The sequence below is a fragment of the Bacillus sp. LJBS06 genome (genome assembly GCF_016924995.1).
GTDB lineage: Bacteria > Bacillota > Bacilli > Bacillales > Bacillaceae > Bacillus > Bacillus stercoris.
The window spans coordinates 3,320,775-3,343,361 of record NZ_CP070483.1 but is presented as its reverse complement, the minus strand read 5'-3'; the positions used below and the strand labels follow the sequence as shown (position 1 = coordinate 3,343,361).

24 protein-coding genes and 1 riboswitch are annotated in these 22,587 nt (G+C 45.4%); of the genes, 19 read left to right on the top strand and 5 right to left on the bottom strand.

The window, feature by feature from the left end:
• Positions 1-15: 15 nt before the first annotated feature.
• Entirely contained in the window at positions 16-963 is a 948-nt protein-coding gene (locus JQX68_RS17075; RefSeq protein ID WP_147772525.1) for an iron-hydroxamate ABC transporter substrate-binding protein, read from the bottom strand.
• Positions 964-1,169: 206 nt separating this feature from the next.
• On the opposite strand from JQX68_RS17075, the gene JQX68_RS17070 reads away from it, so the two are divergent.
• The 6 genes from JQX68_RS17070 (at position 1,170) to JQX68_RS17045 (ending at position 7,308) form a co-directional block, all read left to right on the top strand.
• The gene (locus tag JQX68_RS17070; RefSeq protein WP_069150795.1) at positions 1,170-2,216 is read left to right on the top strand and encodes a FecCD family ABC transporter permease; all 1,047 of its coding nucleotides are present in this window, start codon (positions 1,170-1,172) and stop codon (positions 2,214-2,216) included.
• Entirely contained in the window at positions 2,216-3,226 is a 1,011-nt protein-coding gene (locus JQX68_RS17065; protein WP_069150303.1) for a FecCD family ABC transporter permease, read from the top strand. The genes JQX68_RS17070 and JQX68_RS17065 overlap by 1 nt, the downstream gene beginning before the upstream one ends.
• 14 nt (positions 3,227-3,240) lie before the next feature.
• The gene (locus JQX68_RS17060; protein ID WP_069150302.1) at positions 3,241-4,050 is read left to right on the top strand and encodes an ABC transporter ATP-binding protein; all 810 of its coding nucleotides are present in this window, start codon (positions 3,241-3,243) and stop codon (positions 4,048-4,050) included.
• 169 nt (positions 4,051-4,219) lie between these two features.
• Entirely contained in the window at positions 4,220-5,413 is a 1,194-nt protein-coding gene (locus JQX68_RS17055; RefSeq protein ID WP_147772524.1) for an efflux RND transporter periplasmic adaptor subunit, read from the top strand.
• Positions 5,397-6,086: an ABC transporter ATP-binding protein gene (locus tag JQX68_RS17050; protein WP_147772523.1), complete on the top strand. Its 690-nt coding sequence runs from the start codon at positions 5,397-5,399 to the stop codon at positions 6,084-6,086. Before JQX68_RS17055 ends, JQX68_RS17050 begins: the two co-directional genes overlap by 17 nt.
• Complete coding sequence (locus tag JQX68_RS17045; protein WP_205440352.1) at positions 6,079-7,308, top strand: ABC transporter permease; 1,230 nt, start codon at positions 6,079-6,081, stop codon at positions 7,306-7,308. Before JQX68_RS17050 ends, JQX68_RS17045 begins: the two co-directional genes overlap by 8 nt.
• Positions 7,309-7,341: 33 nt before the next feature.
• Here JQX68_RS17045 and JQX68_RS17040 read toward each other — a convergent pair whose 3' ends face one another.
• The 3 genes from JQX68_RS17040 to JQX68_RS17030 form a co-directional block, all read right to left on the bottom strand.
• The gene (locus JQX68_RS17040) at positions 7,342-7,752 is read right to left on the bottom strand and encodes an acid stress-sensitive anti sigma factor RsiO (RefSeq protein WP_014665358.1); all 411 of its coding nucleotides are present in this window, start codon (positions 7,750-7,752) and stop codon (positions 7,342-7,344) included.
• 60 nt (positions 7,753-7,812) lie between these two features.
• Positions 7,813-8,970: an oxalate decarboxylase gene (gene oxdC / locus JQX68_RS17035; RefSeq protein WP_205440351.1), complete on the bottom strand. Its 1,158-nt coding sequence runs from the start codon at positions 8,968-8,970 to the stop codon at positions 7,813-7,815.
• Between the two features lie 120 nt (positions 8,971-9,090).
• A complete protein-coding gene (locus JQX68_RS17030; protein WP_003244090.1) occupies positions 9,091-9,243 on the bottom strand; it encodes a YvrJ family protein in 153 nt (50 codons plus the stop codon).
• A 201-nt stretch (positions 9,244-9,444) separates the two neighbouring features.
• Between JQX68_RS17030 and sigO the strand changes: the two genes are divergently transcribed.
• The 5 genes from sigO (at position 9,445) to JQX68_RS17005 (ending at position 13,772) form a co-directional block, all read left to right on the top strand.
• Entirely contained in the window at positions 9,445-9,975 is a 531-nt protein-coding gene (sigO, locus tag JQX68_RS17025; RefSeq protein WP_003228469.1) for an RNA polymerase sigma factor SigO, read from the top strand.
• Between the two features lie 3 nt (positions 9,976-9,978).
• Positions 9,979-10,218 carry a sigma-O factor regulator RsoA gene (gene rsoA / locus JQX68_RS17020; RefSeq protein WP_014665355.1) on the top strand — a complete coding sequence of 80 codons (240 nt, stop codon included), beginning with the start codon at positions 9,979-9,981 and terminating at the stop codon, positions 10,216-10,218.
• Between the two features lie 151 nt (positions 10,219-10,369).
• Positions 10,370-11,083: a two-component system response regulator YvrH gene (yvrH, locus tag JQX68_RS17015; RefSeq protein ID WP_003243545.1), complete on the top strand. Its 714-nt coding sequence runs from the start codon at positions 10,370-10,372 to the stop codon at positions 11,081-11,083.
• A complete protein-coding gene (gene yvrG, locus JQX68_RS17010) occupies positions 11,080-12,822 on the top strand; it encodes a two-component system sensor histidine kinase YvrG (RefSeq protein WP_014665352.1) in 1,743 nt (580 codons plus the stop codon). The genes yvrH and yvrG overlap by 4 nt, the downstream gene beginning before the upstream one ends.
• Before the next feature lie 71 nt (positions 12,823-12,893).
• Positions 12,894-13,772: an SMP-30/gluconolactonase/LRE family protein gene (locus JQX68_RS17005; protein WP_147772519.1), complete on the top strand. Its 879-nt coding sequence runs from the start codon at positions 12,894-12,896 to the stop codon at positions 13,770-13,772.
• A gap of 37 nt (positions 13,773-13,809) precedes the next feature.
• Here the strand turns inward: JQX68_RS17005 and JQX68_RS17000 are convergent, their stop codons facing one another.
• Positions 13,810-14,601, bottom strand: a complete 792-nt coding sequence (locus JQX68_RS17000) for an SDR family NAD(P)-dependent oxidoreductase (RefSeq protein WP_147772518.1) — start codon at positions 14,599-14,601, stop codon at positions 13,810-13,812.
• Between the two features lie 153 nt (positions 14,602-14,754).
• A riboswitch (cobalamin riboswitch) is annotated at positions 14,755-14,894 on the top strand.
• A gap of 106 nt (positions 14,895-15,000) precedes the next feature.
• On the opposite strand from JQX68_RS17000, the gene JQX68_RS16995 reads away from it, so the two are divergent.
• From JQX68_RS16995 to liaG, 8 genes are all read left to right on the top strand, one after another.
• Positions 15,001-15,945: an ABC transporter substrate-binding protein gene (locus tag JQX68_RS16995; RefSeq protein ID WP_147772517.1), complete on the top strand. Its 945-nt coding sequence runs from the start codon at positions 15,001-15,003 to the stop codon at positions 15,943-15,945.
• A complete protein-coding gene (locus tag JQX68_RS16990; protein WP_147772516.1) occupies positions 15,908-16,969 on the top strand; it encodes a FecCD family ABC transporter permease in 1,062 nt (353 codons plus the stop codon). The genes JQX68_RS16995 and JQX68_RS16990 overlap by 38 nt, the downstream gene beginning before the upstream one ends.
• Complete coding sequence (locus JQX68_RS16985; RefSeq protein WP_147772801.1) at positions 16,969-18,297, top strand: ABC transporter ATP-binding protein; 1,329 nt, start codon at positions 16,969-16,971, stop codon at positions 18,295-18,297. The genes JQX68_RS16990 and JQX68_RS16985 overlap by 1 nt, the downstream gene beginning before the upstream one ends.
• Positions 18,298-18,320: 23 nt before the next feature.
• A complete protein-coding gene (locus JQX68_RS16980; protein ID WP_147772515.1) occupies positions 18,321-18,908 on the top strand; it encodes a cob(I)yrinic acid a,c-diamide adenosyltransferase in 588 nt (195 codons plus the stop codon).
• A 168-nt stretch (positions 18,909-19,076) separates the two neighbouring features.
• The gene (locus tag JQX68_RS16975; RefSeq protein ID WP_014665343.1) at positions 19,077-20,345 is read left to right on the top strand and encodes an MFS transporter; all 1,269 of its coding nucleotides are present in this window, start codon (positions 19,077-19,079) and stop codon (positions 20,343-20,345) included.
• 161 nt (positions 20,346-20,506) lie between these two features.
• Positions 20,507-20,887, top strand: coding sequence for a cell envelope stress-induced membrane anchor protein LiaI (gene liaI, locus JQX68_RS16970; RefSeq protein ID WP_014665342.1), 381 nt, complete (start codon positions 20,507-20,509; stop codon positions 20,885-20,887).
• A 26-nt stretch (positions 20,888-20,913) separates the two neighbouring features.
• Positions 20,914-21,591 (top strand): stress responsive protein LiaH, encoded by a 678-nt coding sequence (gene liaH, locus JQX68_RS16965; protein ID WP_040081852.1) that lies wholly within the window; start codon positions 20,914-20,916, stop codon positions 21,589-21,591.
• Positions 21,592-21,691: 100 nt separating this feature from the next.
• A complete protein-coding gene (gene liaG / locus JQX68_RS16960; protein WP_069150291.1) occupies positions 21,692-22,564 on the top strand; it encodes a LiaG family protein in 873 nt (290 codons plus the stop codon).
• The last annotated feature ends 23 nt before the right edge of the window (positions 22,565-22,587 follow it).

Here is a 22,587-nt window from a genome sequence, read left to right as displayed (position 1 = left end):
GTCCGGCTCTTTCGTTTATTTAGTCAAGCTTTCCGTAATAAACTTCAGTTGGCCTTCTAATGAAATCGGATCGGTGAAATAGAAGCCAATCGGATCAATCTTATAGACATGGCCATTTTTAACGGCGTTCAGGTTCTTCCAAATGGAGCTGTCAAATACGCCGCCATCATCACCGCCTGATTGCCATGGGCCCGCGAAAATATAATCTCCGGCGAAGTCAGGGAGCTTTTCTAATGAAATACTTGTATAACCAGGTCCCTGGTCAATGGCTTTATCTTTTGTCAGCTTTGTCGCCTTCAGGCCGAGGTCTTTGTAAATAATGCTTCCGCCTCTTCCAAAGTCTTTACCGAATACGTAAATGTCTTTTCCGTTCGTTTGCATAATGGAAATGGTTTTGTCACCGACCGCTTTTTTGATTTTTGTTTTAGCCGCCGCAACTTTTTTATCCCACTCGGACAGCCATTTTTCAGCTTTATCTTCAGTTCCTGTCATTTTTGCAAATTCTTTCAGCTGTTCGATGTTGTCGAGCTTATCGTATTTTACTGCGACAGTCGGCGCGATTTTTTCAAGCTTTTTAATATCAGCACCCTGTGTTGTCCAGACGATAATCAGGTCAGGGTTTAAATCAATGACCTTTTCAACCGAAGTGCCGTCTCCGATGTTTTCGACGCCGGCTGTTTTTCCTTTGTAGTAAGGGTTTTTAAATACGTTCTCAGGTGCACCGACAACGTTGATGCCAAGTGTTTTGAAGTAGCCGTAGTAGCCGTCAGCCATGACAACCACCCGTTTAGGATGCTTGGGGATTTTTACATTTCCGTTTTCAGCCTTGTATGTAAAGGTTTCTGCGTCTTTTGAATCAGAGGCAGAGCCTTTGCTTTCTGAGTTATTCCCGCAGGCTGCCAGCGCTGCAATCAATAACAGGGCAAAAAACGCGGCTCCGAGTTTCTTGTATATATGGGTCATATCTCATACCTTCTTTCTAAAAAAATAGATGAAAAAGAGAATCATTATCAACTGTGATTATACCACTGCAAGTGCCGGTTGACACGATATTTTTGCAAATGCATTTTCATTTTTGTTCAAAACACGCTATTAAATCTGTTGAAAAAAGTGATATACTGAAACAGCAATTGATAATCATTATCAGTATCAGAAAGGAAGTACGGCAGTTGAGTCAACATAAAAATATACAGACTGCATCAGAAGAAATCCAATGGACGTCAAGGACATATGGCGCGGTTATCGTCCTTATTGCAGGTCTATGCCTGCTTTGCCTTGGCGCCCTTTTATCCATATCCCTCGGTGCAGCGGATATTCATTTGCACACTGTATGGAACGCCATTTTTCATTATCAGCCGACAAAGACATCTCACCAAATTATACATGATCTTCGGCTGCCGAGAACGGCTGCTGCCGCACTTGTAGGCGCATTGTTGGCAGTGTCGGGAGCGATCATGCAGGGGATGACGAGAAACCCTTTGGCAGAACCTTCGATTATGGGTGTGACATCAGGCTCTGCGTTTGCGGTTTCGATTGCGTTTGCCTTTTTTCCCGGACTTTCTGCAATGGGGCTTGTGCTATGGTCCTTTGCGGGAGCGGGACTGGGTGCATCGACGGTAATGGGCATCGGCATGTTTTCAAGGGGCGGGCTTACGCCTGTAAAGCTTGCTCTGGCGGGTACGGCAGTTACTTATTTCTTTACCGGAATTTCAACCGCCATTGCGATCCGATTTGATGTGGCTCAGGATATCAGCTTTTGGTACGCAGGCGGGGTAGCGGGTGTGAAATGGTCAGGGGTCCAGCTTTTGCTTATTGCAGGGGCTGTCGGTTTAACGCTGGCGTTTTTCATCGCCCGGTCTGTGACAGTGTTAAGTCTTGGTGACGATCTGGCAAAAGGGCTAGGACAATATACATCAGCGGTGAAACTGGTTGGCATGCTTATCGTAGTGATTTTGACCGGAGCTGCGGTTTCCATAGCCGGCACTATCGCATTTATCGGGCTGATCATTCCGCATATTACCCGGTTTTTGGTCGGTGTAGATTATCGGTGGATCATTCCCTGCTCGGCGGTGCTCGGTGCTGTTTTGCTTGTTTTTGCTGACATAGCGGCGAGACTCATAAACGCACCCTTTGAAACGCCTGTCGGCGCACTGACTTCTCTCATCGGCGTTCCCTTTTTCTTTTATTTGGCACGTCGTGAAAGGAGAGGGCTGTAATGAAAACAACAACAAGAAAATCGCTCGCCGTAATGGCTGTGACCCTTATGCTCATCGTGTTGGTCTTTTTTATCAGTCTCAATTTGGGTGTTATCAAAATTGCACCGCTTAAAACGCTTCAGGTCTTTTTCGGCCAAGGGACAGCGCGTGATGAACTTGTCTTATTTGAGTTCAGGCTGCCCCGGATCATCCTTTCTTTGCTTGTTGGAGCAGGGATCGCCGTTGCTGGCGCCATTTTGCAAAGCGTGTCTCAAAATGATCTTGCTGAGCCTGGTATTCTCGGAATTAACGCCGGCGGCTCACTTGCCGTTGTGCTTTTTATATACTTTTTTCAAGGATCAGCTTCAGATCTCAGCTTTTTCGGAACATTTATGCTGCCGTTCAGTGCTTTGGCAGGAGCAATCCTCGCTGCGTTTCTCATTTATCTTCTGGCATGGAAAAAGGGCGTCACACCGATTCGGCTGATTTTAGTCGGCATCGGGGTAAATGCCGGATTCAACGCCCTGTTGCTGATTTTTCAGCTCAAGATGGACCCTCATGATTTTATGCAAGCCGCGGTTTGGATATCCGGCTCAATATGGGGGGCGAACTGGAATATGATCTGGGCGATCCTTCCTTGGATTGTGATCTTGCTACCATTTACTTTATATAAGGCACGCTATTTGAACATATTGCAGCTAGGAGACCAACTAGCGACCGGACTGGGCACTCCTGTTGAAAGGGAGAGACGGATTCTTCTTCTGGCAGCCGTCACTCTTGCCGCTTCATGTGTGGCAGCTGCGGGAGGCATCGCGTTTCTCGGATTGATCGCGCCTCATGTGGCTAGAAGGCTGACCGGTCCGCGTCACCAGACGCTGATACCGGTCTCCGCCCTCATCGGCGCATTCCTGTTTTTGCTCGCTGATACAATGGCGAGAAATGTATTGGCACCATCAGAAATTCCAGTCGGACTTGTCATTTCCGTGCTAGGTGCGCCTTACTTTATTTATTTATTGATGAAAGCGAATTAGAGGAGGGGCCGAATATGAATTCATTATCAACGGAACAGCTTGGAATCGGTTATGGCGACAGGGTGATTGTAAAGGATTTAAATATATCGATTCCTAAAGGGAAAATTACCACCTTAATTGGCCCGAACGGCTGCGGGAAATCAACGATTTTAAAAACAATGTCCAGAATTATGCGTTCGCATGCAGGAGCCGTCTATTTAAACGGCAAAGCGATTCATAAAATGTCTACAAAAGACATTGCGAAAGATATGGCGATTCTGCCACAGACACCTGAAGCGCCGAGCGGCCTAACGGTGCACGAATTGGTGTCGTACGGCAGGTTTCCGCATCAATCAGGATTCGGCAGATTAAATGACGAAGACCGCCGGATTATCAAATGGGCGCTTGAAGAAACAGGCATGGCTGAATTTGCTGAACGGCCGATTGAGGCATTGTCAGGCGGACAGCGTCAACGCGTGTGGATTGCCATGGCGCTTGCGCAAGGGACGGAGCTGCTGCTGCTGGATGAACCTACGACGTATCTTGATCTTGCACACCAGCTTGAAATTCTGCAGCTGCTTGACAGACTCAACAAAGAGCAGGGGCGGACAATTTTAATGGTCATTCATGACCTTAACCACGCAGCTCGTTTTTCCCATTATATGATCGCGCTCAAAAAAGGCACGGTCATCAAGGAAGGTACTGCACTTGAGGTCATGACACCGGATATTTTGCAGCGGGTATTTCAGATTGATGCTGAAATCGTGACTGATCCCCGTACAAATAAACCTGTATGCTTGACCTATGATCTGATTAAAAATGAAAAAGAGCTTGTTTCTGTGTAAAAAAAATCCCGGTTCGAAGCCGGGATTTTTTTATTCGCCGCGAAAATACAATTTTTCTATTTGATTCCGTCATTTCAATAAAAAGATTGCAAGTCTTTTTGAATTAATAGATAATATTGGTTAGAATGTTTCGAAAATATTACAATGTTTACAGAAAGAGGAGATCGTTGTGTCCAAGAAGAAAAAATGGCTTATTGGCGGCGCGATATGTGTTGGTGTGCTTGTACTGGCTGGGATCGGCGCCGGCGGTTTTTACTTTTTTACTCACATGAACCAAATTGCCGTATCATCGGAGCCCTATGCTGAATCGGTAGCGGTATACATGGGAGGAGATTCAGAATCAGGCCAAACGTTTTCTGGAAAGGTTGAACCTGAAAAACAGCAGAAAGTATACATAGATTCAGAAAAAGGCAGTATTAAAAAAACATACGTCAAAGAAGGCGATCAGGTTAAAAAGGGTGATAAGCTTTTTGAGTATGAGGGTGAGGATCACTCTGATGAAATTGAGCAGGCCAATTTGCAAATCGAAATGACAACTTTGCAAATCAACCGTTTGCAAAAATCAATAACAGAAACGGAAAAGAAGCTGAAAGCGGCAGGGAAAGAAGAGAAAGCCCAGCTTCAAGATGAAATTGACCAAGCGAATTTCGATTTGAAAACAAGCCAGCTCGAACTGAAACAGCATCAAAAAGAACTGGCTGGCCTGACGAAAAACAAAGGTTCCAATGTCATTACAAGCAAACATGACGGAATCGTCCAAAGTGTCAATCAGGATATCGCTGACGGGGCAACAGGCGATCAGGCAACAGGCCCGTATATCCAGATTGTTTCGACAGGCAAATATCTAGTCAAGAGTCAAATCAACGAGCTGTTAATGGACACGATCAAAAAAGGCAGCAAAGTCAAGGTCACACTGAAAACAGGCGGTGAGGGCGAGTGGAAAGGAAAGGTCACCTCGATTGGCAAGCTTCCAGCGGGAGCAGGCGAGGGTGAAGAATCAGAAAGCTTTTCTGATGAAGAAATGAATCCTCAGTCCTCTAACTATCCTTTCACCATTTTATTAGACAGCCATAAAGGTCTTGAAGTTGGCTATCATGTCAATATCGAAGTGGTGAGTGATGATGATGATGCGGATACGATCAAGCTGCCGTCCGACATGGTCATTCAGGATGACGGCGAACCGTACGTGTGGAAAGCTGATGAGAAGCAGAAAGCGGTTAAGCAGCCTGTTGAAATCGGCGAGACTGATGAAAATGACATGGTGGAAATTAAGAGCGGCCTGACGCCGGAAGATTATGTAATCTACCCTGATCCCGCGGTCAAGGAAGGAAAGCAGGTTACAGTCAATGCTGACACTGAATAATATTTCGAAATCGTACAAGCTGGGAAAAGAAGAAGTTCCAATCTTGAAACATATCAATCTGACCGTCCAGGCAGGGGAGTTTTTGGCTATTATGGGGCCTTCCGGTTCTGGAAAGTCAACGTTAATGAATATTATCGGCTGTTTGGACAGGCCAACCTCAGGAACATATACGCTTGATCAGATCGATATATTGAAAGGGAAAGACGGAGCTTTAGCCGAAATTCGCAACGAATCAATCGGGTTTGTGTTTCAAACTTTTCATTTGCTGCCGCGTCTCACCGCGCTGCAAAATGTCGAGCTGCCGATGATTTACAATAAAGTGAAGAAAAAAGAGAGAAGGCAACGGGCATATGAAGCGCTGGAAAAGGTCGGATTAAAAGACAGGGTCTCCTACAAACCTCCTAAGCTGTCAGGCGGTCAAAAGCAGCGGGTGGCGATAGCGAGAGCCCTTGTCAATCAGCCGAGGTTTATTTTAGCTGATGAACCGACCGGGGCGCTTGATACCAAATCAAGTGAACAAATTTTGTCACTGTTTTCTGAACTGCATCGGGAAGGCAAGACCATTATTATGATAACCCACGACCCGGACGTCGCCAAAAAAGCTGATAGAACCGTTTTTATCAGAGACGGAGAGCTGGTATTAGATGAGAGAGGGGATATCAACCATGCTTGAACATATTCGAATCTCCTTTCAATCTATTTTCTCTCATAAATTAAGATCCATTCTGACAATGCTCGGCGTGATTATCGGCATAGCGGCAATCATCGCGATTGTTTCAATGCTGAAGGGCCAAAGTGAGCAATTAAAGCAAAGTATGATCGGCATGGGAAACAACGCGATCAACGTTGTCTACCAGCCGTCTGGCGGTGAAGAGGAGGGCGGAGGCCCTCAGGTTTCGTATACGTCCGCGCCGCCTGTAGCGGAAGAAACAGTAAAGGCGATCAAATCTGATCCTATTGTTAAAGGATTATCCTTATATTACATGTCAGAAGGCGCGAGCGTTTTTCATTTAACAAACGTTTCGTATCCCCAAGTGTACGGAGTGGACGATGATTACTTCGATATGTTCCCAATCCGAATAACCGAAGGGAGAAAGCTGACGGAAAACGAATTAAACACCACACACCAAGTGGTGATGATCAATGAAGCTGTCAGAGATGAACTGTTTCCAGAAGGAGACGCTCTGCATAAAAGCATTGAAATGAATGGTGTGCCGTTTAAGGTCGTCGGTGTTTTTAAAGAAAAAAATCAGCAGGAAAGCATGTTTGAAGGCGACTATGCAAATCCGGTTTTGTACGTGCCGAAAAAAGTGTGGCCGCTTATTGAAGGGTTTGACGCGCCAACCCAGATTGCCGTGCAGGCTGACTCTTCTGAGCATATCCAAGAAGCGGGTGTAATGGCTGCGGATCTTTTAAATCAGGGACTGTCAGAAGCTGAGTTGGAGAAAGCAGAGTACAGTGTAATGGATCTTCAGGAGATCGCGCAGGAAGTGGAGTCCTTTAATCAGTCATTTGCATTGCTGCTTGGCGGAATCGCCAGTATTTCACTTTTGGTGGGCGGTATCGGCGTCATGAACATTATGCTCGTTTCCGTAACGGAGCGCACGAGAGAAATCGGAATTAAGAAAGCGCTCGGTGCTAAGCGGCGTGTGATTTTATTTCAATTTTTAACCGAGGCTGTCGTGCTGACAAGCATTGGCGGAATACTCGGTGTGCTGGTGGGCTTCGGCATCGCCAAGCTGCTGACGGTCATTTTTCCGATGCCTTTTATCGTCTCCATTCCAGCTGTTGTTGGAGCACTCATCTTTTCAATGGCAGTCGGCATTATCTTCGGCTTGCTTCCGTCCATCAAGGCATCGAAGCTTCAGCCTGTAGACGCGCTGCGCTATGAATAAAAAGAACGCATCCAATTGGAATGCGTTCTTTTTTTAGCTGGGAAGTGCTGAGTTGCATTTGTCTAAAATCAAAAATACGGCTGCGATGATCATTTCTTCAGTGGTAGACAGCCAGATGTCGCTGATCATTTCGTCTGTTGTATGAGCAGTCATCCATAAAAACAGAAGCTGGACGATGCCTGCAAGGAGAATGAATAAGCGTTTGTCTGTCTTGAAAAATGTAAAACTATGTATCATCAGGCGTTCAAATGGTTCTAGGAATAGCCCAAGGATAAGAAATAACACAGCAAAAAGCAGGACATGAGCTGCTGAGCGGTAGCTCGTTCCCGCTAAAGAAAATAATATATAGATGACAGCAAAATAGGTCAACACCACTGCTGCTGCGGCCAGCAAGTATTTGATGGAGAGCCGCAATAAAAGTTTTGAAGACGTTTGATGTTTCACAGGTTCAGCTCCTTATGAAGGCTTGCAGAGAACGAGTGCTCTCTGCAAGCTGTAAGTCTATTATTTATTGCATTTCTTTTTCACAACGGGGTGCTTTTCTTTTGAAAGCACATCAGTAAAATCTTTGCCTAAGTCAAGGTGCGCTTGAACAAATGTTTCAGGAAGCATAGCAAGCCATTGGTTTAAAGATACATCGGCATAATGGTCGTCTTTGAAGATTTCTAAAAAGACAAGCGGTTCATCCCCAATGTTTTCAACGTAATGACCCATTGCAAATGGTACATATCCAACATCACCGGCTTGGTAGTTAAACGTTCTGGCATGGCCGTCAGATGCAAAGACGGTCATTCTTGCTTTACCGGAGATGTAGTATTGCCATTCGTGTGTATTCGGATGCCAGTGCAGCTCTCTCATGGCGCCGGGTTCTACTGTTACGAGCGCTGATGCGATGGTTTTAGACACTTTGAAGTTTGTCGAATCTGCAATGTATACGTTCCCTCCCTCAGATTCAATCGGCTCTTGTTCAAGAAGGCGGTAAGTAAATGGATAAGGCACTTCGCCGTTCGGCCCTTCCACAATGTCATCTTTTAAGCTGCCAGGGAGTTGGTTTTCAAATATATATTTTTCTTTGCCTGGCAAATTAGCAATCTCTTCTTTTTTCACGCCGAAGTTCGCAGCAATCACTTCTTTTGGAGTGTGGGCAAGCCAATCTGTCAGCTGGAACGTGCTGTTTTCTGAGAATGATCCATCGTCAAACACAAGCAGGAATTCAGCCCCCTCATCCAGCGCTTGGATAGAATGCGGCAGGCCTGACGGGAAGTACCAAAGGTCACCTTCACCTACATCATCAATAAAGCTGCGCCCTTTTTCATCAACAATTGTGACTCTTGCGCTTCCGTAAATCATATAAGCCCATTCTGCTTCTTTATGCCAGTGCAGCTCGCGAATGGCGCCTGGCTTCAGCCGCATATTTACAGATGCAAGGTTTTCTGAAATCGGCAGTTCACGTACTGTCACTTCACGGGCATATCCGCCTTTTTCTAATCGGTTATGAGTGTCAGAGAACGAAAACTTCATATTGCTGACGGTGCCATGATCGGTTTCAGGCGGAACAAGCATATCAGGGTTTTGCCGGTCTCTTTCAATATTGCGTGGGATTTTTACCGTTGCTCCTTTGTCTCCTCTAATTGGCTGCGGAATGTCATTTTGTTTTTTCATGAAATGTTTCCTCCTTAGATTTAATTGTGATAGCAGAAAGAGAAGGTGAAAGGCCTTTCGTTTTCCCTTCTGTTTTGTTAAGTGAAAAAAATCAGTGAAAAGTCAACTTTGATTGAAAAATTATTTTTTTGCATGATCTTTCAGTTCTGTCATTAGTTCTATGAGTTGATCAAACTTCTTTTCAAATCGGGTCAGCAGGTACATTGCAATCAGCGCGGGAAACCCCAAATTGCCGATCTGTTTTACGACTTCCTCTATAAAAACCTGATCCATAGGAAAATACCTCCCTTCTTTTTCTGCAGTCATGTATGTAAGTGAAGGAAATCCGATAAAACGTAAACTGCTGCAAAGTATTTTGGAAGACACTAGTCGGAAAGTAGTAGTTTACTTTTTTTTGCTTTCCTTCATTTAATTTAGTAGGGAGGCGGTTTGATGGACTATCAAAGTCTTTTACGGTCAAAATGTAAGGAGATAATGAAGCATCCCATCGTGAAGCATTTTTTGAGCAATCCTCAGCATTACCGTTTGTTCAAAAACGTAATGGAAAGCCCTAACGAAAAAGATGCAAAATCATTGGACGAGCTATTTAAGCAGTTTTATAAAGAAATCCGCATCGTCAAGTATATGAATTCAATGATTCGCATCTTTTCTATTGATTTTGATAAGCGGGTTCGCAAAAATCAAAAACGGTATCCGCTGACGGTTGATCATCCGGAGGCAGGAGATCGACTTCCTTCCGAAACAGGAAGCGATGCATTTGAAGAGTTTTTAGACCGGCAGGATGATTTGAGTCAGCATGTTCAGGATTATCAGCTCTACCAAGCGATTCAGAATCTGACTGACAAACAAAAAAGCGTGCTGACGAAAGTGTATCTTCACGGTGCCACGATGCAGGAGATTGCAGATTCATTAGGGGAGTCCCGGCAAAACATTTCCAACATTCATAAAAAGGGACTGGAGAATATCAGAAAGCAGCTAGCGGCGCAAAAAAAGGGGGAAAAGTAAGCTGTGAACGGCCAGTTTGAACAAAAAAAGAAACAAAATGACGAGACTTTTGACATTGAGCACCTGATTGCATGCTTTTCACCGATGATCAGAAAAAAACTCAGCAATACGTCCTATCAAGAAAGAGAAGATTTAGAGCAAGAGCTGAAGATCAAAATGTTTGAAAAGGCTGATATGCTTTTGTGTCAGGATGTCCCGGGATTTTGGGAGTTTATTTTGTACATGGTAGATGAGAACTCATAATATTTTCATATAAAAAAACATCAAAAGGGAGCGCTTGTTTGCTCCTTTTTTGCTGTTTTGATTTGCCAAGCTCCAATGTATTCAAAAATGTACCATAAATAAACGATATAATGATAAGATGAAAAAAACAGTGACAGAAAGGAACATAAAAGTGGAAAATGCGTCAATTTTAATCGTAGACGATGAGAAAGCGATTGTGGACATGATCAAACGCGTTCTCGAAAAAGAAGGTTATCGAAATATACTGGATGCGGCAAGCGCAGAAGAAGCGATTCCTGTTGTGAAGGCCAATAAGGTTGACTTAATTGTGCTGGATGTCATGATGGGCGGAATGTCCGGTTTTGAAGCCTGCACGCTGATCAGAGAGTATTCAGACGCTCCGATTTTTTTCCTGACGGCAAGATCATCCGACGCGGACAAATTATCGGGCTTTGCGGTCGGAGCTGATGACTATATCACAAAACCATTTAATCCGCTGGAATTAGCGGCGCGGATCAGAGCGCATCTCAAGCGTACATATCAATCGAAAGAAACGAGTTCAAATCAAACATACACATATGATTATTTTACTTTTTCTCCGCAAAATGCCGAGCTGATCGTAGGCGGGGAAGCTGTTGCTTGTTCAGCTCAGCTTCTGCAGCTTTTGCAGTATTTTTGTGAACACCCAAACGTGGTGCTCTCCAAGGATCAAATATATGAAAAAGTATGGGGCTATCCTTCCTATGGTGACAACAACACCGTCATGGTTCATATTCGCAAGCTTAGGGAGAAGATTGAGCGCGATCCGAGCAATCCGGAGTATATTGTAACCGTTCGAGGTCTCGGCTATCGTTTTATCCCAAATCCTGAAGGCAAGCGGTCATGAGGTTAAGATGGAAGTTTTTGTTTCACTTTTTCGGGCAGATGCTGATTGTGATCCTGCTGCTTACAGTGATGCTGGTAGCGTCGTTTTTCTATTTAGACGCTCGTTTTAGCGATGCGGAATCCAATTCGGGGCTGACGAAGGCGACGACCGACACACTTGAAGCATATCTCGATGTAAACGAAGACGGGACATGGGAAGTGGATAATTTCCTGAAGAAATCTGTCGATAAACAGCACGGCTGGATGCAAATCATTGATTCGGAAGGAAACACTGATTATTCCTACGGCGTGCCAAAAGACGTGCCGGGCACCTATACCAAGAAAGAGCTATTGTCTATTTATAAAATCAAAAAGCTTCATAACTATAAACTGAATTATTGGGCCATCAATATTGAAGATAAGTCGTATCTTCTATTGTTCGGCTGGAAATCAAAGAGTGAACAGCTCCTGACTTCCGTAGAAAAACGCGAACAAAAGATAGACGATCTAGCGCACTATAAGTCTGGCACCATCGACTATATTAAGCAGAAAAAAGGCGCTATTTACCTGTTAGACAGCAATGGAAACATTCTCGACAGCATCAACAGCACAAAAAGCGAAAGAAAAACGATGAACCAGCTGGAGCTGCTGAAATACAGCTCTAAACCTTGGAACTATAAGCGGGAAATTTCCGTTAAGATTCTCAATAAAGACAGATGGATGGTCGCTACGGTGCCGAACCCTGTCTATGTAACCGATCAGGAGTTTAACAAATCATTTCTGAAGGTTGTATTAAAAGCGATGTTTCTTGTTATGGGCGTTTTGTTCATGTATATCATTTGGATGACCGTATGGTATATGTTCCGGTTCGGGCTGCCGATTTTTCACACGATTCGATGGCTGGTCAATCTGTCAAAAGGGAAGCTTGAGGAACCCAGAAACCGGGAAGGCCATCCTGTCAGCAAAAATAAAAAGGGGAAAATCAAACAGCCGTACCGCTTCTTCGGTGAGATATTTGAATCAATGGATCAGCTGACTGAAACGCTGAGAAGGGATAAAAGAAACAGGGAAAAAATCCAGGCGACAAGGGAAGAATGGATTGCCGGTTTGTCACATGACTTAAAAACACCGCTCAGCAGCATTTACGGCTACAGCATGATGCTCGAGTCGAAGCAGTATGACTGGTCGCCGGAAGAAGTGAAAGAAATGGGGCAGGTTGTCAGAGAAAAATCTGAATACATGTCCAAGCTGATTGAAGATTTAAATTTAACATATCGGCTGAAAAATGATGCTCTTCCTATTGAGAGAAGGCTTACCAGCCTTATCCCGTTTTTTAAAAATGTCATTGAGGATTTTAAGAAAAATCCGTTTTCTGAAGGGTATGATATCTCGTTTGTATCCAAAGAAGAGCATATTGAATTTGCACTTGATGAAGCGTGGTTCAGGCGCATATTAGAAAATCTCCTTGGGAATGCCGTGAAGCACAACGGCAAAGGAACAGAGATTCAAGTCATTCTGGAACAAACAAAAAATCATATTTCTTTAAAGGTGAAGGACAATGGGAAAGGAATGGATGAAGAAACGATTACCCATTTGTTTAACCGTTACTACAGAGGGACGAACACAAAAGATTCAACTGCCGGAACGGGTCTCGGGCTCGCGATTGCCAAGGAGCTTGTCCATCTGCATAACGGAACGATCCATGTAAACAGCAGAATGGACATTGGGACGGTCATTACCATCCTTTTTAAAAAACAATAAACATCATGTGGTTTGGACACCTCTTTGCCGGGAATAACAATATATAGACTGAAGCTAAAGAGGTGTAACACATGGATGCAGTATTGGAAGCAGACACTAGGGCAGTGATTGGAGAAGGCCCGTTATGGGATGAAGAAAACGGCCGCTTATATTGGGTTGATATCCTGGGAAGCGAGCTCCACATTTTTGACCCTGAAGAAAAAATTAACCGATCAATCAAATTCAAATCCTTTGTGACGGCGCTTGCGAAATATTCAAAGGATGAACTGATTATGACGATGAAGGACGGGTTTTACCTGTATCATCTTCGGGATGATAGCTTGGAAAAAATTAAACAGCCGAAGGACATGCATGAGAGCCTGAGATTTAATGATGCTAAATGTGACCCGTACGGAAGGCTTTGGGCGGGGACGACGAGCATGGAAGGCGAGCAAAAACAGGCATCGCTGTACCGTTTGAATCTAGACGGCAGTCTTGTCAAAATCAAAGATCAAGTCTCGACCTCAAACGGTTTGGATTGGGATCGCGAGCGGAATTTGATGTATTACATCGACACGCCGACGCAGGAGATTGTGCGCTACAGCTATGACCCTCAAAGCGGAGAAGTTTCAAATCCAGAACCTGTCTATCGTTTTGACCAATCAGACGGATTGCCGGACGGCATGACAATCGACCAAAATGGCATGCTGTGGGTGGCGCTGTTTGGCGGCAGCCGCGTTGTTCACATTGACCCGTTTGAGAAAAAAGAAATCAATTCAATCAGCGTGGCGGCTAAGTATGTCACGTGCTGCGCGTTTGGCGGCAGAGACTTAAAAACCCTTTACATTACAACGGCAACGGAACAAATGACAGAAAAAGAAAGATTCGAGCAGCCTCACGCTGGAGGGTTGTTTTCAGCACAACTGGAAACAGGCGGATATCATCCGGTACCATTTGCTGGAGACGTATAAAAAAAACGCATCCGATAGACGGATGCGTTTTTGCATGTTACAGAGAACGGATAATGCCGCCTTCCACACGCTGTGCCGTGCCGTTAATGGCGGAGGCGGCGTCAGACGCGAGGAATACGATTGTGTTGGCGACTTCTTCTGCTGTCGCGTATCGCTGAATAAGCGAAGTCGGCTCATTGACCTTGAAATAGTCTTTGATAAATGTATCTGTATCCTGGCCGGCTGCTTGTGCGGCGCCTTCCATATAGGATGCCACGCCCTCTGTCCAAGTAGGCCCCGGAAGCACTGAGTTGACCGTCACATTTGTGCCTTTTGTCATTTCAGCCATTCCTCTTGACAGGCTGATCAGCGCCGTTTTTGTCATTGAGTATGGAATCATCGTTGGCAGCGGTTTGATGCCTGCTTCACTTGCAATATTTAAAATGCGGCCGCTGTTTTTGGCAAGCATCTTTGGAAGGAAGTGACGGCTTGTCCGAACGGCGCTCATCACGTTCACTTCGAAATATTGATTCCACTCTTCATCTGTCACATCGGCAAAGTCTTTTACCTCGAAGAAACCGAGGTTGTTGACAAGGATATCGATATCACCGATTTCATTTACTTTTTCAATAAAAGCCGCTGCTTCATCTGTCTTTGACAAATCGGCAGCCGCACTGTGCACTGTTCCGTATTCAGAAAGCTCTTCGACCGTGCGATCGACAGTCTCCTGTTTGCGTCCGTTGACAATGACTGCCGCACCCTCTTGCAGAAAGCTTTTTGCGGCGGCTTTCCCGATGCCGGACGTTGAGCCGGTGATTAAGACGAGTTTGTCTTTTAGCTGTAAATTCATAAGAATCATTCCTTTTGATTGATGATGGTATTAAGTATACAAGATCAAATTTAGTGTTTACGAGGATTTTGCTCCCATACACAATACGGGGAAAAGTCATTCAGGACACATATACAAGCCTGTCAGTCATATAGTATAATTACTCCGAAAAAAGGATACGAATGTCAAATAGGTGCCGGTCCGTGGACAACAGCCGGCTTAATAGGGAAACCGGTACAAGCCGGTGCGGTCCCGCCACTGTAATTGGCCAAAGCGCCAAGAGCCAGGATACCTGCCTGTTTGATCAGCACGAATTCTGCGAGGACAGATGATGTGTAAACAATAGGCTTTTTTGTGTTGTTTACAGCATCTTTACCGTCGTAGAGATGCTTTTTTTAGTTCTTTTAGGAGGAAAAGTGTATGAAAAAACGAGCCGGGATATGGACTGCGCTCCTGCTGGCCGCTGTTATGCTGGCAGGCTGCGGCAATTCTGCGGATCAGAAGGATTCCAAGGCAAAACAAAAGACAGCAGCGTTCCCTGTCACCATTGATGATGCGTCAAACCAGGATGTAACCATCAAAAAAGAGCCGAAAAAGATTGTTTCATTAATGCCGAGCAACACAGAAATTACATATGCTCTCGGTCTCGGTGACAAAGTGGTCGGTGTCACCACAAACGATACCTATCCAAAGGAAGTCAAAAAGGTTGAAAAAGTCGGAGATATGAATGTAAACGTTGAAAAAGTCATTTCTCTAAAGCCAGATCTCGTTCTGGCTCACGAGTCTTCCATGTCAGCATCAGCGGATGCCATCAAACAGCTGAAGGATGCGGGCATTACCGTGCTGACTGTCAATGATGCACAATCATTCTCCGAGGTGTACAAATCAATCGAAATGATTGGAGAAGCTGCCGGGGCTGAGAAACAAGCCGATCAGCTCGTGAAAAGCATGAAATCAGATATAAAGGATATTAAAGAAAAAGCGAAAACCATTTCAAAGGACGAGGAGAAAAGTGTATTTATCGAGGTTTCTCCTGACCCGGACATTTATACAACCGGAAAAGATACGTTTATGAATGAAATGCTGAATGTCATCCATGCTAAAAACGCAGCGGCGGATCAGACTGGATGGGTGCAAATGACAGACGAGGCGATCGTAAAACTCAATCCTGATGCAATTGTTACAACGGACGGTGTGAAAGCGAAAGCTGTGGAAAAACGCGATGGCTGGAGCGAAATCAATGCTGTGAAACATCATCGCGTATATGATGTGGACCCTGATCTTGTGACACGTTCGGGTCCCCGTCTGATCGAAGGGGTCGAAGAACTTGCGGAAAGCATTTACCCAGATACGTTTAAGGAATAATCGTTTTACCGCATATATCATTGGTTTCTCATTTTTAGCCGTGAGCATCATCTTAGGAATTTCTTGCGGCAGCCTGCATATTCCTATTCCCGCTGTCTTTCGTGTCTTTTGGCATCAAGGTTTCGGCGGCTCTATCGGTTCTGATGATCCGATGTACACTAATATTATGATGAATATCAGACTGCCGAGAGTTGTGCTGGCCGCCCTTGTGGGGGCGGCTCTTTCTATCGCAGGGGCTGCTTTTCAGGGGCTGTTGAAAAATCCGCTTGCTGATCCCTATACGCTCGGTGTTTCATCCGGTGCTTCAGTTGGCGCGGTTGTGACCCTATTCTTTAGCCTGCAGCTTCCTGGCATCGGAGGGTTTACACTCCCGGTTATGAGTGTAGCCGCGGCGCTTGCCACGATCGCGGCGGTCCTTTCCTTCAGCCGCCTCGTTCACACTTCGATGTCTGTTTCCACCCTCATTTTGACTGGTGTTATCATCAACTCTTTTTTGGGCGCATTTATTTCTCTTATCATCGCCTTGACAGGAGACAACCTGCTTCCGATTGTGCATTGGCTGCTTGGCAGCGTTTCAATGAGAGGCTGGAGTTATGTTATTCTGTTTCTTCCGTTTTTTCTTTTGGGAACCATTTTATTGATTATAAACGGAAGGGAGCTGAACGTGATGACATATGGAGAAGACAAAGCAAAGCTTCTCGGAGTCAGCGTTCAGCAAAGGAAGATGCTGATTTTAATAGCCGGCTCTCTTTTGACCGGAAGCGCTGTAGCAGTGTCAGGAACGATCGGCTTTGTCGGCCTTGTCATTCCGCATATCACAAGGCTTTTGTGGGGAACAGACCATCGGCATTTACTGCCGCTGTCCGCCTTGCTCGGGGCAGGGTTTCTCGTTTTAGCCGATCTGCTTTCCAGAACGATCATTGAGCCAATTGAACTGCCGATCGGGATCATTACGTCCTTGGCTGGAGCGCCTGTGTTCGCTCTAATTTTAATTCGGCAGCACCGCGGGAGGAAAAGCTTATGATGAAGGCAGAAGGATTGTCGGGAGGATACGGCGACAGCTGCCTGGTCAACAATGTCAGCTTAACAGTGGAGAAGGGGGAATTCCTCGGAATTCTCGGCCCTAATGGAAGCGGGAAAACCACGCTTTTGCACTTGCTGACAGGCACGCTGCCGGCCAAGGAAGGCAGCGTTTATCTGGCCGGAAAACCGCTGGCGGACTATAAACCGAAGGAACTGGCGCAAATCATGGCTGTCCTGCCGCAAAAAACGGATCAAGCCTTCACCTTTACCGTCGAAGAAACTGTGGCCTTTGGCAGATATCCATTTCAAACGGGACTGTTCAGACAGCAGACTGAAAAGGATAAAGCCATTGTACAGAAAGCAATGGAGCAAACAGGAGTGGCCGCTTTTGCGCAAAAGCCGGTCCGCGAACTAAGCGGAGGGGAACAGCAGAGGGTGTATTTGGCCCAAGCTTTGGCGCAGCAGCCGCGTATTTTATTTTTGGACGAGCCGACCAATTTTCTCGATCTGGCTTATCAAAAAGACCTGCTTGATCTGATCAAACGCCTGACGAGTGAAAGCGGATTGGCAGCTGTCAGCGTTTTTCATGATTTGAACACCGCAAGCCTGTACTGTGATGGGCTCATGTTTATGAAAAACGGCACCGCAGGGCCTAAACAAAAACCGGAATATGCTGTCACAGAACATCGCATAAAGGCGGTGTACGATACAGATGTCACCGCCTTGGTTCATCAAACCTCACCTAAACCGATGATTGTGATTCAGCCTGAAAAAGACAGCGTGAAGTGCCAGTCTACCCCATTTGAAGCATTGCTCCAAGCGGGGCGTGATGATATTCTTCTGCAGACGGAAATCCCGCTTCGAACATTGTCTTCGACGCCTATCGGTGCAGGGTTTTCGTGGAGCAGAACGCTGATCCATAAACGGCTGCCAGATCAGTCAGATCGGATAAAAGGACTTGCAGCCTATCTTTCAGAGAACGGTTTTCAACTGGAGGAAACGTGTGCGACCGCATCTTCAGAAAGGCTTGACCGTTTCGTTTATCGAACGTTTGAGGATGAAGAGTTATCTGTTTTCATATGCGTTCTGACCGGCTTTTCCATTTGGATTTTGATTAATGGCTATGCGTCAGATCAATTCTTCATCAAAGCTCTTATGGCTGCCGAAGCAGAACGGACGAAAGTGCTGGGAGACAGACGAGATACAGGTGATATTCTCGTCGCCGCGACCCAAACTCAGCAATCCGAAAACACAGAACAGCGGCTGAATCAATTGATAAAGAACGGAACAGCTGAATGTGTAAAAGAGGCTGCTGAGCTGTTTGAATAAGTCTGTGTAAAGGAGGTTCAGGTATGAAACTATATACAAAAACAGGCGATAAGGGACAAACGGGCTTAATCGGGGGCAGAACGGACAAGGACAGTCCCCGCGTCGAAAGCTACGGCACGGTTGACGAGCTTAACAGCTTTCTCGGGCTTGCTTTGGCAGAGCTTTCCGGGCAGCCCGGTTTTGAAGATCTGACCGCAGAGCTGCTGACCATCCAGCATGAGCTGTTTGACTGCGGAGGCGATCTGGCAATTGCCACAGAAAGAAAAGACTATAAGCTAACGGAAGAATCTGTTTCCTTTTTAGAAACGCGCATTGATGCCTACACTGCAGAAGCGCCGGAACTGAAGAAATTTATTCTTCCAGGCGGATCGAAGGGTGCTTCGCTTCTCCATGTGGCGCGTACCATTACAAGGCGGGCAGAGCGAAGAGTGGTGACACTGATGAAATCGGAGGAGATTCATGAAACAGTGCTGCGTTATCTCAATCGACTGTCCGACTATTTCTTTGCCGCTGCACGGGTTGTGAATGCAAGAAGCGGTATTGGCGATGTAGAATATGAAAGAAGTGCTATTGTGTTTCGGGACCGAAACAGCAGTGAATCGGAAAAGTAAAAGTGAGAGCCGGCGTGTTCATATACATGCCGGCTTTTTTGTTTTTCACCCTGTCAATTTCCCATTTTGCGACAAAAAATGAACCTTATGAATTATTGACTGAAAAATGGGAAAATGAGATATTGTAATAAATAGATGTAAAAAATAGGCAGTGGGGGGCTCTGATGGATGGTGAATTTAATTGAAAGTGATAGCATCTGGAAGAGAAATTTCAATTATCTGTTTTTCTCAAGAATAGTCAAGATATCCGGCGATATGTTCGCATTTAATTCAATATTATGGTTTTTAATTTATGACGGCAAAGGTGCGATCGGCACTGCTTTATTGATTGCAGTCACTTTTTTGCCGGAAGCCGTGCTGGCGCCTGTGACAGGGCCATTTATGAAACAGAGCACGCTGAAATTTTGGATGTACTTTTCAGATCTGACAAGGGCAGCAATTGTTTTGATTATCCCTCTATGTCATTTTGCGGGCTTCTCTCCGCTGTGGTTTGTCATGACGCTTATGATTGTGCATTCTGCTACTGGAGCTGCCTATAATCCCGCCTCTATCGCTTTGATTCCTCAAATCGTAAATGAACAGGGCATTCAAAAAGCAAACGCTGTGCTCCAATCCTCCGCTCAAATTGTCCGGCTCGGGGCTGTCACATTATGCGGCGCTTTTCTTACATTTATCAGCCCTTCTTATACGATGCTTATCGCACTTGTGCTCTATTTGGTGTCAGGTTTTCTCGTCCTTTTTATTAAGTACACTGCGGTTGAGTCTCAATCAGAGGCTGCTGTTGTGACACAGAGAGGCACGTATATCGGAAGACTGAAACGCGGTTTTAGGCTCGTCAGAAAGCATCAGATTTTATATCCGCTCGCTATTTACTGTATCTTTATGAATTTCGCGGCTGCCCCTTGGGAAGCGCTCTCAGCCGTATACGTTGCGGAAGATTTAAACGGCCAGCCGATCGTTTACTCGCTTTTAAAGGCCACCACCGCCGCAGGCGCATTTTTATTAGGATTTGTGCTGGCGAAAGTCAAAGTAAACAGGTACGGGCTGCTTTTCGTCACTGCCGGCATTATTGAAGGATTTGCTTTCTTTATTACCGGGATGAACACCTTTTTGCCGCTCGTGTTTTTCGCCGCGTTTACCTTCGGCGCCGCAGTCAGTGCTGTTAATGTTCCTGAGTACACGATAATCCAGACCTCTGTGGATAGTGAGGATCAGCCGCAGGTTTACGCCGTTATACATATGATCTCAAATATTTCGATCCCTGCCGGAGCTGTCATTTGCGGATATGCCGCAAATGCTTTCGGCTCAGGAAAAGTGATCGCTGCCGGAGGGATTGTCGAAATTATTGCGGGTATCGGAATTTTGCTGTTTACAAAACTGGCCAAAGCAGAAAGGTCCGACCTGATTAAAGAAAGGGAAGCAAGTGTTCATCTGTAAAGGGTTTTGAAACGCCATGCCTCGTGCATGGCTTTTTTTTGTGCCGATGGGTCCGGTGCGAGATACGACTCGGGTCTTATATAAAAATCAATCTCTGATTCGTTTTGCATAAATGCCAACTTGTATAAGATGAAGACAAGGAAAACGAAAGGAGGATCTGCATGAAGATAAACAAAAAAACAGTAGGCGGATTCTTATTAATTGTATTTGGGATCTCCGTCTTTTTTGGAGGAGGAAGCTTCGGCTTTATCATCCCGCTCGCCATCGGGAGCTTAATGACATACGCAGGAGTCAAAAGGTTTGCCGCAGGAAAAACCATCACGGGAATCATCGTGGGCGGTATCGGAGCCATTATGCTCATCTGCTCACTTCCGTTTGTCGTCGGAATCGCATTGGCAGCCGCTATGGTGTATTACGGCTGGAAGCTGATGAAAAACGGATCAGCTGACAACGGTGTATCATCTTTTGATCCTGAACCGGCTTCAACTGCCTACCAATCTCACTTTGATGACGAATGGGAAGAATTTTTGAAGAAAAAATAATATCAATATATTAGGAGGAATTAGGTATGGTATTAAAAAGAATCAGAGACATGTTTGTTGCGTCAGTTCATGAAGGACTTGATAAAATGGAGAATCCAAAGGTAATGCTGAATCAATATGTACGCGATATGGAAAGTGACATTGCAAAAGCAAAGCAAACAATTGTGAAACAGCACACGATTGCCTATCAATTTAAGAAAAAATATGAAGAAGCCGCTGAAGTGGCTGGCAAACGGAAAAAACAGGCACAGCTCGCCTTTGACGCAGGTGAAGAAGAACTGGCGAAAAAAGCGCTGACTGAAATGAAGTATTTAGAAGGGAAGGCGGCAGAGCATAAAGTTTCCTATGAACAGGCTAACAGTCAGCTGGCTGACCTGAAAGAACAGCTGGCGGCACTTGAAACAAAGCTTCAAGACGTAAAGGATAAAAAACAGGCGCTGATTGCGCGGGCAAATGCGGCGAAAGCTAAAGAGCATATGAATACGACCTTTGACAAAATTGACAGTGAAAGTGCGTATCGTGAATTTTTACGTATTGAAAATCGTATTGAAGAAATGGAAATCCGCGCGGATTATTCAAAGTCAGCGGAAGCCGGCACAGAACTAACACGCAAGGAATTCGCAGATGATGTGGAAGCGGAGATTGAAAAAATGCGGGCGCTCTCACTGCAAAAATCAGACAAGACACAAGCGGCAAATGAATAAGCGGAACGGGGAAGGATTTGCGGTCAAGTCCTTCCCTTCCGCACGTATCAATTCGCAAGCTTTTCCTTTATAATAGAATGAATGAGAAGGATGAAACCGAATGAAAAAAATGCTTGGCAAACTGTTGATCACTGCCGGTATTCTTGTCTTTTTCGCCGTCGTCGTAAAAGACGTGTTTGCCGCAGGCTTGGGTTTCATAAATGGCACAGAAGCCGATTCAGCCAGCGCGTTGCCGCGGGACATTGACAGCATGGTCATAGAGTCCGATAGCAAGGATGTCCGGGTCATAGCGGAAGAACGAAATGACATATCAGCAGGCATTGCAGGAGACTCGGGAAAGTTATTTGTGACTGAAAACAAAAGAAAACTGGTGCTGACCGTAAAGGAAAAAGAATTTCAATTTTTGAATGGGTTTAATCGTTCGACTCTTATCGTCCGGCTTCCGTATGATTACAAAGGTGATCTGACAGTGCGAACCTCAAGCGGGGACGTTTCTGTGGCCGGGAATGGCCATCTTGCGCTTTCCAGGCTGAACGCAGTATCTGCGAGCGGAAATGCGAGAGTGACAGACGTCCGTCTTCAAGAACTGAAAGTAAAGGGGTCATCCGGAGATGTCACCATTTCAAATACCGATTACAAAACAGCCGGCATTGACTTAGCTTCAGGAGACGCAAATCTGGCTGATGTATCAGGCTCTCTCGATGTAAAAATGACTTCGGGAGATTTTAATGCTGTATTGAAAAAGGTAACCGGGCCCTTATCTGTCAAGCTGACAAGCGGTGATGCCAATCTAAGCCTTCCCAAAAACGGCAGCTTTACAGTCAAAGCGAAATCAGCGAGCGGTGACGTCAGTTCGCCGTATTCATTTGCTGATACAGCACATAAAGAACAGCATCACATCACAGGCTCGCAAGGAAGCGGCCAGCATCCAATCGATATCAAAACGGACAGCGGGGATGTAACGATTCGGTAGCACCAGGCAGAAGAAAGGAGGCG

Bases quoted from the DNA above. Each gene is read 5' to 3' on its own strand.
- JQX68_RS17075 (WP_147772525.1), bottom strand. From the start codon at position 963: ATGACCCATATATACAAGAAACTCGGAGCCGCGTTTTTTGCCCTGTTA.
- JQX68_RS17065 (WP_069150303.1), top strand. From the start codon at position 2,216: ATGAAAACAACAACAAGAAAATCGCTCGCCGTAATGGCTGTGACCCTT.
- JQX68_RS17060 (WP_069150302.1), top strand. From the start codon at position 3,241: ATGAATTCATTATCAACGGAACAGCTTGGAATCGGTTATGGCGACAGG.
- JQX68_RS17050 (WP_147772523.1), top strand. From the start codon at position 5,397: ATGCTGACACTGAATAATATTTCGAAATCGTACAAGCTGGGAAAAGAA.
- JQX68_RS17045 (WP_205440352.1), top strand. From the start codon at position 6,079: ATGCTTGAACATATTCGAATCTCCTTTCAATCTATTTTCTCTCATAAA.
- oxdC (WP_205440351.1), bottom strand. From the start codon at position 8,970: ATGAAAAAACAAAATGACATTCCGCAGCCAATTAGAGGAGACAAAGGA.
- JQX68_RS17030 (WP_003244090.1), bottom strand. From the start codon at position 9,243: ATGGATCAGGTTTTTATAGAGGAAGTCGTAAAACAGATCGGCAATTTG.
- sigO (WP_003228469.1), top strand. From the start codon at position 9,445: ATGAAGCATCCCATCGTGAAGCATTTTTTGAGCAATCCTCAGCATTAC.
- yvrG (WP_014665352.1), top strand. From the start codon at position 11,080: ATGAGGTTAAGATGGAAGTTTTTGTTTCACTTTTTCGGGCAGATGCTG.
- JQX68_RS17005 (WP_147772519.1), top strand. From the start codon at position 12,894: ATGGATGCAGTATTGGAAGCAGACACTAGGGCAGTGATTGGAGAAGGC.
- JQX68_RS17000 (WP_147772518.1), bottom strand. From the start codon at position 14,601: ATGAATTTACAGCTAAAAGACAAACTCGTCTTAATCACCGGCTCAACG.
- JQX68_RS16995 (WP_147772517.1), top strand. From the start codon at position 15,001: ATGAAAAAACGAGCCGGGATATGGACTGCGCTCCTGCTGGCCGCTGTT.
- JQX68_RS16985 (WP_147772801.1), top strand. From the start codon at position 16,969: ATGAAGGCAGAAGGATTGTCGGGAGGATACGGCGACAGCTGCCTGGTC.
- JQX68_RS16980 (WP_147772515.1), top strand. From the start codon at position 18,321: ATGAAACTATATACAAAAACAGGCGATAAGGGACAAACGGGCTTAATC.
- JQX68_RS16975 (WP_014665343.1), top strand. From the start codon at position 19,077: ATGGTGAATTTAATTGAAAGTGATAGCATCTGGAAGAGAAATTTCAAT.
- liaI (WP_014665342.1), top strand. From the start codon at position 20,507: ATGAAGATAAACAAAAAAACAGTAGGCGGATTCTTATTAATTGTATTT.
- liaH (WP_040081852.1), top strand. From the start codon at position 20,914: ATGGTATTAAAAAGAATCAGAGACATGTTTGTTGCGTCAGTTCATGAA.
- liaG (WP_069150291.1), top strand. From the start codon at position 21,692: ATGAAAAAAATGCTTGGCAAACTGTTGATCACTGCCGGTATTCTTGTC.